The organism is uncultured Draconibacterium sp., assembly GCF_913063105.1.
Classification (GTDB): Bacteria; Bacteroidota; Bacteroidia; order Bacteroidales; family Prolixibacteraceae; genus Draconibacterium.
Map to the genome: position 1 here is coordinate 1 of NZ_CAJXYQ010000015.1, position 14,908 is coordinate 14,908.

At 40.3% G+C, this 14,908-nt stretch carries 13 protein-coding genes; 7 read left to right on the plus strand and 6 right to left on the minus strand.

Annotation, left to right across the window (positions count from 1 at the left end):
* Positions 1 to 245: 245 nt before the first annotated feature.
* From floA to QZ574_RS13995, 4 genes are read right to left on the minus strand one after another with little or no spacing between them, the layout of a single operon-like run.
* Complete coding sequence (floA, locus tag QZ574_RS13980) at positions 246 to 1,229, minus strand: flotillin-like protein FloA (RefSeq protein WP_297090555.1); 984 nt, start codon at positions 1,227 to 1,229, stop codon at positions 246 to 248.
* 3 nt (positions 1,230 to 1,232) lie between these two features.
* Positions 1,233 to 1,703: an NfeD family protein gene (locus tag QZ574_RS13985; protein ID WP_297090557.1), complete on the minus strand. Its 471-nt coding sequence runs from the start codon at positions 1,701 to 1,703 to the stop codon at positions 1,233 to 1,235.
* Positions 1,704 to 1,707: 4 nt separating this feature from the next.
* Positions 1,708 to 1,986, minus strand: coding sequence for an ATP-dependent Clp protease adaptor ClpS (locus QZ574_RS13990; protein WP_297090559.1), 279 nt, complete (start codon positions 1,984 to 1,986; stop codon positions 1,708 to 1,710).
* Complete coding sequence (locus QZ574_RS13995) at positions 1,983 to 3,437, minus strand: SPOR domain-containing protein (RefSeq protein WP_297090561.1); 1,455 nt, start codon at positions 3,435 to 3,437, stop codon at positions 1,983 to 1,985. Before QZ574_RS13995 ends, QZ574_RS13990 begins: the two co-directional genes overlap by 4 nt.
* Before the next feature lie 152 nt (positions 3,438 to 3,589).
* Here QZ574_RS13995 and bcp point away from each other — a divergent pair, with 152 nt between their 5' ends.
* The 7 genes from bcp to rpe all read left to right on the plus strand — a co-directional run bounded on the left by bcp (position 3,590) and on the right by rpe (position 12,078).
* Positions 3,590 to 4,054, plus strand: a complete 465-nt coding sequence (gene bcp / locus QZ574_RS14000; protein WP_297090564.1) for a thioredoxin-dependent thiol peroxidase — start codon at positions 3,590 to 3,592, stop codon at positions 4,052 to 4,054.
* A gap of 11 nt (positions 4,055 to 4,065) precedes the next feature.
* A complete protein-coding gene (gene recA, locus QZ574_RS14005) occupies positions 4,066 to 5,091 on the plus strand; it encodes a recombinase RecA (RefSeq protein ID WP_297090566.1) in 1,026 nt (341 codons plus the stop codon).
* Between the two features lie 123 nt (positions 5,092 to 5,214).
* A complete protein-coding gene (gene thrA, locus QZ574_RS14010; protein WP_297090568.1) occupies positions 5,215 to 7,635 on the plus strand; it encodes a bifunctional aspartate kinase/homoserine dehydrogenase I in 2,421 nt (806 codons plus the stop codon).
* Between the two features lie 109 nt (positions 7,636 to 7,744).
* Positions 7,745 to 8,953: a cofactor-independent phosphoglycerate mutase gene (locus QZ574_RS14015; protein WP_297090570.1), complete on the plus strand. Its 1,209-nt coding sequence runs from the start codon at positions 7,745 to 7,747 to the stop codon at positions 8,951 to 8,953.
* A gap of 117 nt (positions 8,954 to 9,070) precedes the next feature.
* Positions 9,071 to 10,384 carry a threonine synthase gene (gene thrC / locus QZ574_RS14020; RefSeq protein WP_297090572.1) on the plus strand — a complete coding sequence of 438 codons (1,314 nt, stop codon included), beginning with the start codon at positions 9,071 to 9,073 and terminating at the stop codon, positions 10,382 to 10,384.
* Between the two features lie 165 nt (positions 10,385 to 10,549).
* Entirely contained in the window at positions 10,550 to 11,416 is an 867-nt protein-coding gene (locus QZ574_RS14025; protein ID WP_297090574.1) for an RNA polymerase sigma factor RpoD/SigA, read from the plus strand.
* Positions 11,417 to 11,427: 11 nt separating this feature from the next.
* The gene (gene rpe / locus QZ574_RS14030; RefSeq protein ID WP_297090576.1) at positions 11,428 to 12,078 is read left to right on the plus strand and encodes a ribulose-phosphate 3-epimerase; all 651 of its coding nucleotides are present in this window, start codon (positions 11,428 to 11,430) and stop codon (positions 12,076 to 12,078) included.
* On the opposite strand, the gene QZ574_RS14035 is transcribed toward rpe, so the two are convergent.
* Positions 12,058 to 12,318, minus strand: a complete 261-nt coding sequence (locus QZ574_RS14035; protein WP_297090578.1) for a hypothetical protein — start codon at positions 12,316 to 12,318, stop codon at positions 12,058 to 12,060. The genes rpe and QZ574_RS14035 overlap by 21 nt on opposite strands.
* A gap of 1 nt (position 12,319) precedes the next feature.
* The gene (gene feoB / locus QZ574_RS14040; RefSeq protein WP_297090579.1) at positions 12,320 to 14,782 is read right to left on the minus strand and encodes a ferrous iron transport protein B; all 2,463 of its coding nucleotides are present in this window, start codon (positions 14,780 to 14,782) and stop codon (positions 12,320 to 12,322) included.
* Between the last annotated feature and the right edge of the window lie 126 nt (positions 14,783 to 14,908).

Here is a 14,908-nt window from a genome sequence, read left to right on the forward strand (position 1 = left end):
AATAAAAAAAGGACGGGTCAACACCCATCCTTTTCACTAACTAAACCAATAAAACTAATCAAACCTAAACTTATGAATTAAAACTTATGCTGCGAAGATAGGGTGGTTTTTGATTTTGGGCGTTAATCTAATGTTAAAAGGTATGTTTTGTAGCATGTTTTAAGATAGTCTTAACAAACCAGATTCTGGCAAAAAAAAGCCTGTTACTTTTGATAACGGGCTTTTAGTAGATTGTACGTTAAGCTTTATTCGTTTTCCTTGCTTTTTCCATCTTCATCAGCAATTGATTCTCGCATGGAAGTGTCGGCCATAATGTTTTTGTATTTCATGTAATCCATTACGCCCAGGTTGCCGGTTCTAAAAGCTTCTGAAATAGCAAGTGGTACCTGCACTTCAGCTTCAATAACTTTGGCTCGGGCTTCCTGTGCCTTTGCAATCATCTCCTGCTCCAGCGCAATGGCCATCGCACGGCGTTCTTCTGCTTTTGCCTGGGCAATGTTCTTATCTGCTTCAGCCTGATCGATCTGAAGTACTGCCCCAATGTTTTTGCCAATGTCGATATCAGCGATATCAATTGAGAGAATTTCAAATGCTGTTCCTGCGTCAAGCCCTTTTTCTAAAACTACCCGCGAAATAAAATCGGGATTTTCCAACACGGCTTTGTGCGAGTGCGATGATCCTATTGAAGATACAATTCCTTCACCTACACGGGCGAGTACCGTTTCTTCGCCTGCACCACCAACCAGTTGTTTAATGCTTGCTCTTACAGTAACCCGCGCCTTGGCAATTAGCTGAATACCATCTTTGGCTACTGCAGTTACCGGCGGTGTGTTAATTACTTTCGGGTTTACCGACATTTGCACAGCCTCAAAAACATCGCGACCGGCAAGGTCGATTGCCGTTGCCATATTAAATGGCAGTTCAATATTGGCTTTTGATGCCGAAACAAGAGCATGTACAACGTTGGCAACGTGTCCTCCGGCAAGATAGTGCGCTTCCAGTGCATCACGACTCAAGGGAACATCAGCTTTGGTTCCTTCAATTAAAGCCCGAACAATAATACCCGGAGGTACTTTTCTGAAACGCATTAAAAAGAGCTGAATAAGCGAGATTCGAACTCCCGATACCAGGGCCGAAAACCATAATCCGATAGGGATAAAATAAAGGATAATAAATAGTAATACAATTGATCCAACAATTAATCCCCAGGTGCCTGCTGCTTCTACCATTTTTTATTTATTTAAAGGTTCAACAATAATTTTATTCGATTCTATTTTTAAAACTTTTATTTCGGTGTTGTGGTCGATAAATGCTCCTGTTGATTGTGCTTCAATGATTTCTCCATTAACTTTTACCTTGCCCATAGGTGCCAATCTGCCAATAGCTTTACCGGTATCTCCAACAAAAACCTTTTCGCGGTTAATAAGATCTACTTTTCCAGAAATATTTTTTTCCAAAATCATCTTCTTTCCGGTGCGCGATTTGAAAAAGTAATAAACCAGCGCCGGTGCCAGAATTAGTACAAGGGCCAGCGTGATAAATCCCGGAAGCGTTCCGTATTCTGCAAATGCTACGTAAACAGCTCCTCCCAGCAATAAAAATCCTCCTATTCCGGCAATTGTCACTCCGGGTATTACTGCAAATTCGATGAGGAGCAGTACCAGCCCTAACAGAATAAGTAAAATAATGGCAAGAATGCTCATATCATTAATCTATGGTTGCGTTTAATTTGCGTTCAATCAGTGCGTCTTTCATTGGTTTTAGTGCTTCAAACGAACCTTTTTTTACATCGCATTTTCCCTTGTAATGAACAAGAAAGGTACATTGCGTGGCCTGTTCGTAACCGTGGTCGCAAATGGCGATTAAAGCATCAATAACATAGTCAAAGGTATGCACATCATCGTTATGCAATGTCAGGAAATTCTCTTCAACAACTTCTTCTGTGAAATCCCCCCTCGGAATTTTTTTTGTCTCTTTCTGCGTCATTTGTCGTTCTCAATTTCTTTTGCTTCACTCAAAGTTATTCTTTTTCCGTTAAAATAAGGTACTACAAAGGCATCTTCTACACCTTCTTGTCGCACCTGCTCTTGCATTTTTAAGGCATCGTTATAATTGGTAAGGTTTCCGGTGGTATATACAACAATGCCTTTTTCGTCGGTGTAATGCTCTATTTTACGAATATAAGATAACTTGTCGAATAATCGTTTTACATAGGCAGGTAATCCGCGACTGTATGCGCCTAACTGAATTTTGTACACAAGATCGCTGGTGTTTTCCGTATTGTTTTCAGTCGGAATAACAGCTTCTGCAGGAAGAACTGACGGGCTTATAAGCAGTACGGTGTCTGGTTTTGCAGAAGACTTTTGTTGCTCGAAAAGTTCATAAAAATCATTAACCTCCATTCTGAAAGAATGTTTTTCGTCGCTTGTGGCATTTTGCCAGTACGAGTTTTCCTCTTGCTGGGCTTCAAGTAACAATGCAGCTGTTTCTTCGCGTAACTGGTAAATAGTAGTTTCGGCATCAAGAATCTGTTTTCCCAATAATTGTTTTTCGCTGTACGAGTTACTCGCCCCGTATTTTTTGCGAAGCTCATCCGTTTCATTTATAGTTTGTTCCAGGTGCTTTTGTTTTTCTTGTCCTTCAAGATATACTTTTAATCCTTTTGGTGTTTTAAAAAACGTTGTGTCGGGATAAGTAATTTCAGTGTTTACTACAAAATTAATGGGTTCAGCCAATTTTGCCGGTATTATTATGCCGTTTTCTACGGTAGGAGCAACACTGTTTGTATTTAAATCAGCTGTTAACAATGAATCAGAGCTAATCGAATCGCTTAAAGCGACAGAGTCGGGCTGGCTCAGTAATTCGCCGGTAACAAGCTTTTCGTCAATAACCGGAGAAAAATTTTCGGCTTGGGTTTCGCGTGGCACTGCCGTGGGGAGTATGTCTGTTTCGCTTGCTGTTTCCTCTTCGCGATCCTCGGCAGGAGCAAAAGGATTAATTTTGTTTGTACAGAGTTGTATTTTTTCCTTCAGCTGAACTTCATTTTGTATTGCAGCATCGGCTTTGCTGCCAAAAAGCTTGTAATATTTTAGCGCATCATCCCATCTGTTTTTTGCATGGTATTGTACCGCAATGTAGTAATCGGTTTTTAGTGGCGATTCGCCAAGGCTGCCGTTTAATAAATAAATAATTTCATTGGTATCGTAATGGCCATTTTCGGTTCGGCAGGCGCCGTAATAATAATTAACCATCAGGTGGTCAGGTTTTTCGTCTAATAATTTTTTTAGAATTATTTCGGCCTCTTCGAACTTGCCGTTATCAAATAACCGTATGGCTTGCGCAAGCGGATTTTCCTGATTAATTGCTGAAACAAAACCAGCTGAAAACAAAAAAATGAACAATATTGTTATTGGTGCAATAGCCTTTGTATATGTCATAGTAAAACCTGTTGTTTTTTCTGCACGTAAATTTACAAAAAATGTATTTTGTTGGAGATTAAATTATACTGAAGTGGGGGCTAAGATGAACATTGTAACTGAGATTTATCATTTATTAAACTATATTTGTACAATTGAATAATTTAGAGGACATGGCTAATTTAAAAGTTGGAGATAAGGCGCCTGAATTTGAAGGTGTAAATCAAAACGGAGAGAAGATTTCCCTGAAGGATTTTGCCGGAAAAAAGCTAATTCTGTATTTCTATCCAAAAGATAATACCCCGGGATGCACCGCCGAATCGTGTAATTTAAACGACAATTACGACGCCTGGTTAAAGAAAGGTTTTGATGTGGTAGGCGTTAGCCCCGATAGTGAAAAGTCGCACCAGAAATTCATTGAAAAATTTGGCTTTAAGTTTAACCTGATTGCCGATACTGAAAAAGAAATTTTACAGGCCTATGGAGCCTGGGGGCTTAAAAAAATGTATGGCAAAGAATACATGGGCGTTTTGCGTAAAACCTTCGTACTTGATGAAGAAGGTGTAATTGTTGAAATTTTTGAAAAAGTAAAAACAAAAGATCACACCAACCAAATAATTGAAACTTTAAATCTTTAACCTAACTGAACATGACTAAAGAAGAAAGAAGTCAGATGAACAAAGAAAAGCTGAAAGCACTTCAGCTTACCATGGATAAAATTGAAAAGAGCTACGGTAAAGGCTCTATTATGCGAATGGGCGACCAGGGAGATGAAGATATTCCGGCTATTTCGTCGGGCTCCATTGCTCTTGATGTTGCTTTAGGAGTTGGCGGTTTCCCAAAAGGCCGGATTGTTGAAATTTACGGCCCTGAATCATCCGGAAAAACAACCCTGGCAATACATGCGGTTGCCGAGGCACAGAAAGCCGGTGGTATTGCCGCAATAATTGATGCCGAGCATGCCTTCGATCCGTATTATGCCCGTAAACTGGGTGTTGATATTGAAGAGTTGTTAATTTCGCAGCCCGATAATGGTGAGCAAGCTCTGGAAATTGCTGATAACCTGATTCGTTCAGGAGCTCTGGATATTGTGGTTATCGACTCGGTTGCTGCACTTACGCCTAAAGCCGAACTTGAAGGCGAAATGGGTGATTCAAAAATGGGCTTGCAGGCGCGCTTAATGTCGCAGGCATTACGTAAACTTACCGCCAATATCAACAAAACAAAAACATGTTGCATATTTATTAACCAGTTACGCGAAAAAATTGGCGTAATGTTCGGTAACCCGGAAACAACAACAGGTGGTAATGCGCTAAAGTTCTATTCATCAGTACGTTTGGATATTCGTCGAATTGGCCAGATTAAAGATGGCGATGAAGTTAACGGTAACCACGTGCGCGTTAAGGTGGTGAAAAATAAAGTAGCCCCTCCTTTTCGTAAAGCCGAATTTGATATTATGTATGGCGAAGGAATTTCCAAGTCAGGCGAAATAATCGATTTGGGTGTGCAGTATAACATTATTAAAAAAAGTGGGTCGTGGTTTAGCTATGGCGATACAAAACTAGGGCAGGGACGCGAAACAGTGCGTAATTTGATTGTTGACAATCCGGAGCTTGCTCAGGAATTGGAAACGAAAATTATTGAGGCAATTACCGGAACCACAACCACAGAATAAAAAAAACTGATATAGACAGAATATACCGGGTGAATTGATTCTGTCGATTCATCCGGTTTTTTTATAAGACAGCTTATGGTATTACCGTAAGCATTTCAAATATAAATTGATAAAAAAACGTGTATGAAAGTGTTAAAGTTTGGCGGAACATCCGTAGGTTCGGCCGCAAACATTAAACGTGTAAAAGACATTGTACTTAACCAGAATGATGATGTAATTGTAGTAGTATCTGCCCTTGGTGGTGTAACCGATAAAATTCTTACGGCAGCGCATAATGCTGCCTCTGGTACAGGAAACTTTCATACGGAACTTACGGAAATAAAACAAAAACACGAAGAAACACTGACCGAGCTTTTTAATGGTTCAGGATCGATAAAATACATTGTTGAGGAACTGCTTGATGAACTGGAAAAACTGCTTACCGGTATTACACTTGTTGGCGAGTTAACAGCTAAAACACTTGATCGGATTGTAGGTTTGGGCGAACGGATTTCTTCGCACATTGTTGCCGAATATATTGGCTGTCAGCGTAAAGATTCATCGGCCTTTATACAAACCGATAGTAATTTCGGAAAAGCTACAGTTGATTTTGCCGTTACCAGGCAGTTAATAAACGAAGCCTTTGCGAACCATAAGGGGGTTGCAATTGTTCCGGGGTTTATTTCGAAAAACAGTAAAGGTGAGTTTACAACACTTGGGCGTGGAGGTTCCGATTTTACTGCGGCAATTATTGCTGCAGCGCTTGATGTGGAAATACTGGAAATATGGACAGATGTAAATGGTTTTATGACTGCCGATCCCCGGGTAATTCGAAAAGCATACACTATTCCGGAGCTTACTTATTCTGAAGCTATGGAGCTCTCGCATTTTGGTGCCAAAGTTATTTACCCGCCTACTATCCTTCCCGTTTATCAAAAAGGAATTCCAATTCAAATTAAAAACACTTTTGATCCTGAAAATCCGGGAACCAAAATCGTAAAAGGGGTTAAAAATGGTTTTGATCGTCCCATTAAAGGTATTTCGTCTATCTCGGGAATAACCCTTGTAACGCTTCAGGGTATTGGTATGGTTGGAGTAACCGGAATTTCCATGCGGTTGTTTACAGCATTGGCAAAAGTAAATGTCAATGTTATCCTTATTTCGCAAGCTTCCTCAGAAAACTCCATAAGCGTGGCCATTGAAGAAAAGGCCCTCGATTTGGCAGAAGCTGCTATTCGTGAAGAATTTGAAAAAGAAATAGTTGGTGGCCAGGTCAATAAAATAGAACTCGAAAAAGGAGTTTCGGTAGTGGCTATTGTTGGCGAAAATATGAAACATACCACAGGTATTGCCGGCAAGCTTTTTTCTACTATGGGCAAAAGTGGTGTAAATATTATTGCTATTGCCCAGGGAGCTTCGGAGTTAAATATTTCGTGGGTAGTTAAAAACGATGACTTGCGAAAAACGTTGAATGTGGTGCACGAATCGTTCTTCCTGTCGGAGAATGTGGAGTTGAATATCTTTTTAATGGGAATTGGTACTGTGGGCGGTAATTTGCTCGACCAGGTAAAGCAGCAACAGCAACGACTTCTAAAGGAGAAACATTTGCGCTTAAAGCTAACGGGGATAGCTAATTCCAAGAAAATGCTGTTTGATCGTGATGGAATTGATATTGAAACATTTATGGCTCAACTCGATGCGTCAGAGCAGCAATCGTCACTTCAAGGCTTTGTTGAAGAGATTAAGAAAATGAATATTTACAATTCGGTTTTTGTTGATTGCACCGCTTCGGATGCTGTTGCAGCCCTTTATAAAGATGTGCTAAGTTCGAATATCTCAATTGTAACAGCTAATAAAGTTGCCGCATCGTCGGAATTCGACAATTATGCCGAGCTTAAAAAAATAGCGAAAAAGAAAGGCGTGAAGTTCCTGTTTGAAACCAACGTGGGGGCCGGTTTACCCATTATCAATACCTTGAACGATCTGGTAAATTCGGGCGACAAGGTATTACGGATTGAAGCCGTTCTTTCAGGCACGCTTAACTATATTTTCAATACCATTTCGGAAACTATTCCGTTGAGTAAAACCATACAAATGGCGAAGGAAGAAGGTTACTCTGAACCTGACCCACGTGTTGATTTGAGCGGCGTTGATGTGGCCCGTAAAATTCTGATACTGGCCAGGGAATCAGGTTACCGAATTGAAATGGATGACATTGCCATTAACCGATTTGTTCCGGAAGAGTTGTTTGCAGGAAGCATCGATGAATTTTGGGCCGGTGTTTCGAATTTGGATGAAAAATTTGAAACAGAACGAAAAAGACTGGAAGCTGAAAATAAAAAATGGCGTTTTGTTGCCCGCTTCGAAAATGGGAAGGCAGAAGCCGGTTTGCAGGAAGTGGATGCAACACATCCGTTTTATGATTTGGAAGGAAGCAATAACCTGGTGATGTATACCACCGAGCGTTACCACGAATTTCCGATGCTGATTAAAGGCTATGGGGCAGGGGCTTCAGTAACTGCCGCCGGTGTTTTTGCCGATTTAATTAAAGTGTCGAATATATAGAACAAAAATGCTGTTAAAAGCATTCATATAAATACGAATAAAAAACATTGAAGATCATTTACCAATGGCTCTCATCATGGAGTGGATCTTCTACTATTTTCTGAACAAAATGAAACACATAATAATTCTTGGCGACGGTATGTCCGACGAGCCGATAGCAGCATACGGCGGTAAAACTCCGCTACAAATGGCCAATAAACCACATATCGACTGGTTGGCAAAAAATGGCCAGTCGGGTTTGTTAAAAACAGTACCCGAGTCGATGCATCCGGGAAGCGAAATTGCAAACATGGCCGTTTTGGGTTACGATGTTGAAAAGGTTTTTGAAGGACGGGGCGTATTGGAAGCGGCAAGTATGGGCGTTGAATTACAACCCGGCGATTTGGGTTTACGCTGTAACCTCATTTGTATTGAAGATGAGAAAATTAAAAATCACTCGGCAGGGCATATCTCCAACGACGAGGCTGCCGAACTCATAGAGTTTCTCGATGAAAAACTGGGGAATGATAAAGTAAAATTCTATCCAGGAGTTTCGTACCGGCATCTTTTAGTAATAAAACGGGGGGTGAAGGATTTTGCCTGTACTCCTCCGCACGATGTGCCCGGAACATCTTTTGCCTCGTGCCTGCCTCAAACAAAAACAGAGGCTGCCAAAGAAACGGCTGAATTGATTACCGATTTAATTCTAAAATCGCAGGAATTGCTTGAAAATCATCCGGTAAACCTGAAGCGAAAAGCGGCCGGAAAAGATCCGGGTAACAGCATCTGGCCCTGGTCGCCGGGCTACAAACCCGCCATGCCAACGCTAAAAGAAATGTATGGAATTGCCAGCGCTGCCGTAATTTCTGCCGTCGATCTCATTCATGGAATAGGAGTTTATGCCGGAATGAAAGTAATTCATGTGGAAGGTGCAACCGGACTTTACGATACCAACTACGAAGGAAAAGCGCAGGCTGCTGTTGAGGCCTTAAAAGAAAATGATTTTGTGTATCTGCACATCGAGGCGAGCGACGAAGCCGGACACGAGGGCGATGTGGAGCTGAAAACAAAAACGATTGAATACCTCGATCAGCGAGTGGTGAAATATATTATTGAAGAAACCGCAAAAATGGAGGAAAACGTTGCAATTGCCATTCTGCCCGATCATCCAACGCCATGTGCATTAAAAACGCATACCCGCGATGCGGTACCATTTACCATTTATCAACCCGGAATGCAAGCCGATGCGGTTGAGGTGTACGATGAGTTCGACACCCGAAAAGGAATGCACGGAACGCTGCAGGGAGATGAGTTTATTCGCTTGTTCTTGAAAAAATAAATAGCATTTTTAGCGCACTGAAACTATTCTTTACTTGTTAAGTTTCTGATATATGTCATGTTTTTCGTGCTGCCATAATCGGGCGTTTTAAGCAAAACTCTAATTTTGTGTCTTACAATGAAATACTACAGTACCAATAGAAATACCTCGGATGTATCGTTAAAAGAAGCAGTTGTAAAAGGACTTGCTGCCGATAACGGTCTGTTTATGCCCGAGCAGATAAAAAAGTTTGAACCTGCCTTTTTTGCTGAAATTCAGCACTTGTCGTTTCAGGAAATTGCTTTTGAGGTTGCCACAAAATTTTTTGGAGAAGATATAGCAGAAGCAAAACTCAAAGAAATTGTATACGACACCCTGCAGTTTGATTGCCCGGTAGTTGAGGTAACAGAATCGATTTATTCGCTTGAATTGTTTCATGGTCCAACGCTAGCTTTTAAGGATGTAGGCGCGCGCTTTATGGCTCGTTTGCTAAATTATTTTCTGGGGAAACAGGAAAAACTGGTAAATGTACTGGTTGCAACTTCCGGAGATACCGGAAGTGCTGTGGCAAATGGCTTTTTGGGTGTTGATGGAATACATGTATATGTGCTCTACCCAAAAGGAAAAGTCAGCAACATCCAGGAATCACAGTTTACAACTCTCGGGCAAAATATTACAGCCCTCGAGGTTGAAGGGACTTTTGATGATTGCCAACACCTGGTTAAAACTGCTTTTCTTGATGAAGAACTGAATAAACAACTGGTTTTAACCTCTGCCAATTCAATTAATGTTGCGCGTTTTCTGCCGCAGGCATTTTATTATTTTAATGCATACGCCAGGCTAAAAGAAAAAGGAAAGCTGGATAATAAAGAACTAGTGATTTCGGTACCCAGTGGAAATTTTGGAAACCTTACCGCAGGATTAATTGCAGCGGAAATGGGTTTGCCGGTCAAGCAATTTATTGCTGCCAACAACGAAAACGATGTTGTTTTTGAATACCTTAAAACCGGCGAATACAAGCCGCGTCCATCAGTAGAAACCATTGCCAACGCCATGGATGTTGGCGCTCCAAGCAACTTCGCCCGAATTCTTGATCTGTATAAAAAAGAGCATTCGGTAATTGCCGGTAAGATTAAAGGCTATCGTTATTCTGATAAGGAGATTAGAACAATAATTTCGCAGGTTTATTCAGAATCAGATTATTTGTGCGATCCTCACGGAGCATGTGGATATCAGTCGTTAACGGATTATTTGACGGAAAATGAAGTGGGCGTTTTTTTAGAAACTGCTCATCCGGCAAAATTCACTGAAACCGTTGAAAATGTGATTGGTAAAGGGAAAGTAATATTGCCCGAAAAGCTGGCTGCTTTTATGAAAGGGAAAAAGAAAAGTGAGCAAATGTCAGGAAATTACGATGATTTTAAAACTTTTCTACTCGCGCAGTCATTCTAAATAGCAGAAAATGAATGAACTGAAAGGCAATTTTTAGTGTTTTAATAACTGATGAACAAAAATAAACCATAGATTAATTAAAATAGAGTATTACTTTTAGCCCCGGAAAGTAATATTATAATAGAAAGTATTACTTTCGGCACTTAATGTTAACATGAAAATATTATGAGACAACTAAAAATTACCAAACAGGTAACCAACCGCGACACCCTCTCGCTGGATAAGTACCTGCATGAAATTGGCAAGGTTGAGTTGTTGTCGGCGGAAAAAGAAGTAGAGCTGGCCAAACGCATTAAAAAAGGAGATCGTGAAGCTTTAGAAACACTCATAAAAGCGAATTTAAGATTCGTTGTTTCCGTTTCAAAACAATACCAAAACCAGGGCCTCACTTTGCCTGACCTCATAAATGAAGGAAATTTAGGCTTAATAAAAGCTGCTGAACGTTTTGATGAAACGCGAGGTTTTAAGTTTATCTCTTACGCCGTTTGGTGGATTCGTCAATCTATCCTGCAAGCTTTGGCAGAGCAAGCCCGGATTGTGCGTTTACCCCTCAACAAAATTGGTTCGATTAATAAAATAAATAAAGCCTTTAATAAACTGGAGCAGGAGTTTCAGCGCGAACCAACTATTGACGAGGTTGCCGAACTGATGGAGTCTAAGCCCGACCTGATTGAAGATGCGTTGAATTTTTCGAGCGTGCATGTTTCAATGGACGCACCTTTGCGTGAGGAAGAAGGGAACAATCTATATGACGTGATGCTCAACGAGGATTCACCTGATCCGGATGGCGACCTGATGGATGGTTCGTTACGGCACGAAATAGAGCGGTCATTATCGACACTTGGAGAGCGTGAAGCCGAAATTCTGAGGTATTATTTTGGATTAAAGGGTTACCAGCCACATACATTAGAAGAAATTGGTGACGCATTCGGACTCACCCGCGAGCGCGTTCGGCAGATCAAAGAAAAGGCAATAAAAAAACTCAAAAACCAGTACCGAAACAGGTTATTAAAGTCGTACCTGGGTAAATAAATTAAACTTTTATGAGCGCGTTAGTAGCACCCTCAATTCTATCAGCTGATTTTAACCATTTAGGAAAGGACATTGAAATGATTAACCGAAGTGAGGCAGACCTGATTCACTTTGATGTAATGGATGGTGTTTTTGTCCCAAATATTTCATTCGGCCTTCCGGTGATACAACATGTAAATAAAATTGCCCAAAAACCTTTGGATGTGCACCTGATGATCGTAAATCCGGATCATTTTATTGAACCATTTTTTAAAGCCGGAGCGTCAATTTTAACCGTGCATTACGAGGCTTGTCCGCATTTACACCGTACTATTCAGTTGATTAAATCGTTTGGTATGGAGGCAAGTGTAAGTCTGAATCCTCATACACCGGTGGCTGTATTAGAGGATATAATCGAGGATTTGGATATGGTTTTATTGATGTCGGTTAATCCCGGTTTTGGCGGTCAGCAGTTTATAGAGAATACCTACAAAAAGGTGAGCCAGTTGCGCGCGCTAATTGATAGCAAAAACCCGAATTGTAAAATTGAAATTGACGGAGGAGTAAACTTCGAAACCGGGAAAAAGCTAATTGATGCTGGTGCGAATGTTCTTGTTGCAGGTAGCTTTGTTTTTAATGATAAAAATCCGGAGGAAATAATTTCAGGACTTAAAGCGCTCTGATTTAACAGCCATTGAATTACACTGTTCAATATTCTTTTCAATAACCTTTTTGGGCATGTCGCGTAATGCACAATTGTTGGCGCTACATTCTGAACAGTTGTGTGCCATCACTATTTTGTCTTTGCTGAAATCAACTTTCCCACTTTTTTTCGCAGGTTTAAAAAAGCGACGATAAATCTTTAATGCAGCCCAAATTAAGGCCACAGCAACAATCAGGTATGTCAGAATTTCCTGAAACATGCTATAAAAATAATTGACCAATATTGTAAGTGGCAAAAGCAGCAAGCCAGGCTAAACCTGTGGTATAAAAAATGGTAAATGCAGCCCATTTCCACGTGCCAGATTCATTTTTAATGGTGGCTACCACACCGATACAAGGAAAATAAAGGAGAATAAATATAATAAATGCGAGCGCTGCAGGTGTTGTAAATACCGGTTGCCCAACTTTATTTCCTGTTTGGAATGTTTCGTTTTGAAGCTTTCGTTGCAGGTTTATGGTGTCTTCTCCATCCTGTGTTTGGTATAAAACTCCCATTGTACTTACCACTATTTCTTTGGCTGGTAAACCGGCAACAATTGAAATACTCATTTTCCAGTCAAATCCTAACGGACGCATAAGGGGTTCGATAAATTTGCCGGTGCGGCCAAGGTATGAGTTTACCAAACGGTCTGATTCGAGTGCATGATTCAGGTCTGCTATTTCAGCTTCTCGTTCAGCTGAGGTTAATTCAGATATCTTTATCCGTTCAATTTCCTGCTCAAACTGTGCTGTTTGTTTTGTTGTTCGCGGAAAATACTCCAGCGCCCAAACGATAATAACACCCAATAAAATAATGGTGCCAATCTTTTTTAAATAATGTTTGGTTTTGTCCCACATATGGTACACCACATTTCTGAAAGTTGGCAGACGATATGTAGGAAGCTCCATTACAAAAGGAGTTTCTTTATTTTTAAACACTGTTTTGTTAAGTACCTGTGCAGTAATAAATGCAAATAAAATACCCACGGCATAAATGCCAATCAATACCCATGCTTCATATTTTTGAAAGAAGGCTGAAATAATGAGAATATATACCGGTAAACGTGCACTGCACGACATAAAAGGAATAATAAGCATGGTAAGAAGACGGTCGCCACGGTTACGCATTGAACGGGTGGCCAAAATCGCCGGAACATTGCATCCAAATCCCATAATCATTGGAATAAATGAGCGCCCATGCAGCCCAAACCGGTGCATAATGTTGTCCATTATAAAAGCGGCACGTGCCATGTAGCCCGAACCTTCAAGTAGCGATATAAAAAAGAAAAGAATAAGAATATTTGGCAAAAACACCAATACACTTCCTGCTCCACCTATTATTCCATCAACCAACAAATCGTTAAGCATTCCGTTCGGAATTATCTGTCCCACAAAGTTTCCAAGGGCTACAATGCCCATGTCAATCCAGTCCATCGGATAGGCACCTAGTTTAAAAGTAGTCCAGAAAATAAAAAACAGCAATGCCGTAAAAATTGGAAATCCCAGGTATCTGTTGGTTAAAACACTGTCTATTTTTTCAGAAGTAGTTTTTTTCTGCTTTTGTTTATTGCTGTAGGTTTCGCGTAAAGCACCGGCAATAAAGCTGTATTTTGCATTGGCAATAACGGTTTCGCTATCGTCATTCTCCAACAGCTCAATCTTTTTTATTTCTTTTAAGGTAACCCGCTGTATTTCTTCAAAGTTCGAATATTTCGATAGCAATTCAATTACCTGGTTATCTTTTTCGATGAGTTTGATAGCCAAAAACCGCGAAGAAATCTTATCGGTTATTGGTTTGTCTTCTTTAATTTTCTGACGAATAATTTTAATGGATTCCTCCAGGTCTTTGCCGTAATTGATATGAATGTGTCTCGAGATTGTATCTTTGCCCTCAAATACCTCGATAACTTTATCAATCAGGTTATCCAGTCCCAGGCCTTTCGAACTTACCGTTGGAATAAGCGGAATACCAACCAGTTTGGCAAGTTCGTCGATGTCGAGTTTTAGTTTGTTTTTTTCCAGTTCATCAAACATGTTTAATGCCATTATACAACGCAAATCCATGTCGATTAACTGCGTAGTTAAAAACAAACTTCGCTCGAGGTTAGTGCTGTCCAGAACATTAATTACAATGTCGGGTGTTTGCTCGTAAATAAATTTACGTACAAATATTTCTTCTTTCGAATAGGCTGTTAGACTGTAAGTGCCGGGAAGGTCGTAGAAATTGAAGGTGTATTTGCCCGATTTAAAGGTTGCCTTATGAATGTCAACCGTTACCCCACTGTAGTTGCCAACTTTTTCTTTCGAGCCGGAGATAAAGTTAAAAAGGGTAGTTTTTCCACAGTTTGGATTACCAACCAGCGCAACGTTAATTGTCCGGGTTCGTTCCGACTGGTTTACCAAATCGATATTTCGGTCGATGGTGCCTTCAAAAATGCCCGGAGGTATTTTTTTAAACTCTTCGGCCGGAATAACCTCAATCTGTTCTGCTTCCGATTTTCGCAGTGTAATATTGTAATTCAGAATTTTATATTCAGTGGGGCCATTAAAAGGAGCATTCTTCAAGGCCCTAACCTCATTTCCCCTAATAAATCCCATTTCGGTAATTCGTTTCCGAAACGATCCGTGTCCCAAAACCTTAGTAATAACTACAGGCTCATTATTTTTTGCCTCGCTTAACTTCACGGTTCCTGTTTTCTGAATTTAATTTAAATAAAAATAAGCGTACAAAGATATTTAAATTCCAATGATAAAAAATAAAATATATTTGTTCTTTACATAGTTACAACAAGTAGCTATTTTTGTTCGGAA

What these genes read in the sequence shown, in the direction of transcription:
- floA (WP_297090555.1), bottom strand. Translation starts at nt 1,229, where the DNA reads ATGGTAGAAGCAGCAGGCACCTGGGGATTAATTGTTGGATCAATTGTA.
- QZ574_RS14035 (WP_297090578.1), bottom strand. Translation starts at nt 12,318, where the DNA reads ATGTTTCAGGAAATTCTGACATACCTGATTGTTGCTGTGGCCTTAATT.
- QZ574_RS13985 (WP_297090557.1), bottom strand. Translation starts at nt 1,703, where the DNA reads ATGAGCATTCTTGCCATTATTTTACTTATTCTGTTAGGGCTGGTACTG.
- QZ574_RS14025 (WP_297090574.1), top strand. Translation starts at nt 10,550, where the DNA reads ATGAGACAACTAAAAATTACCAAACAGGTAACCAACCGCGACACCCTC.
- QZ574_RS13995 (WP_297090561.1), bottom strand. Translation starts at nt 3,437, where the DNA reads ATGACATATACAAAGGCTATTGCACCAATAACAATATTGTTCATTTTT.
- thrA (WP_297090568.1), top strand. Translation starts at nt 5,215, where the DNA reads ATGAAAGTGTTAAAGTTTGGCGGAACATCCGTAGGTTCGGCCGCAAAC.
- QZ574_RS13990 (WP_297090559.1), bottom strand. Translation starts at nt 1,986, where the DNA reads ATGACGCAGAAAGAGACAAAAAAAATTCCGAGGGGGGATTTCACAGAA.
- QZ574_RS14015 (WP_297090570.1), top strand. Translation starts at nt 7,745, where the DNA reads ATGAAACACATAATAATTCTTGGCGACGGTATGTCCGACGAGCCGATA.
- rpe (WP_297090576.1), top strand. Translation starts at nt 11,428, where the DNA reads ATGAGCGCGTTAGTAGCACCCTCAATTCTATCAGCTGATTTTAACCAT.
- bcp (WP_297090564.1), top strand. Translation starts at nt 3,590, where the DNA reads ATGGCTAATTTAAAAGTTGGAGATAAGGCGCCTGAATTTGAAGGTGTA.
- recA (WP_297090566.1), top strand. Translation starts at nt 4,066, where the DNA reads ATGACTAAAGAAGAAAGAAGTCAGATGAACAAAGAAAAGCTGAAAGCA.
- thrC (WP_297090572.1), top strand. Translation starts at nt 9,071, where the DNA reads ATGAAATACTACAGTACCAATAGAAATACCTCGGATGTATCGTTAAAA.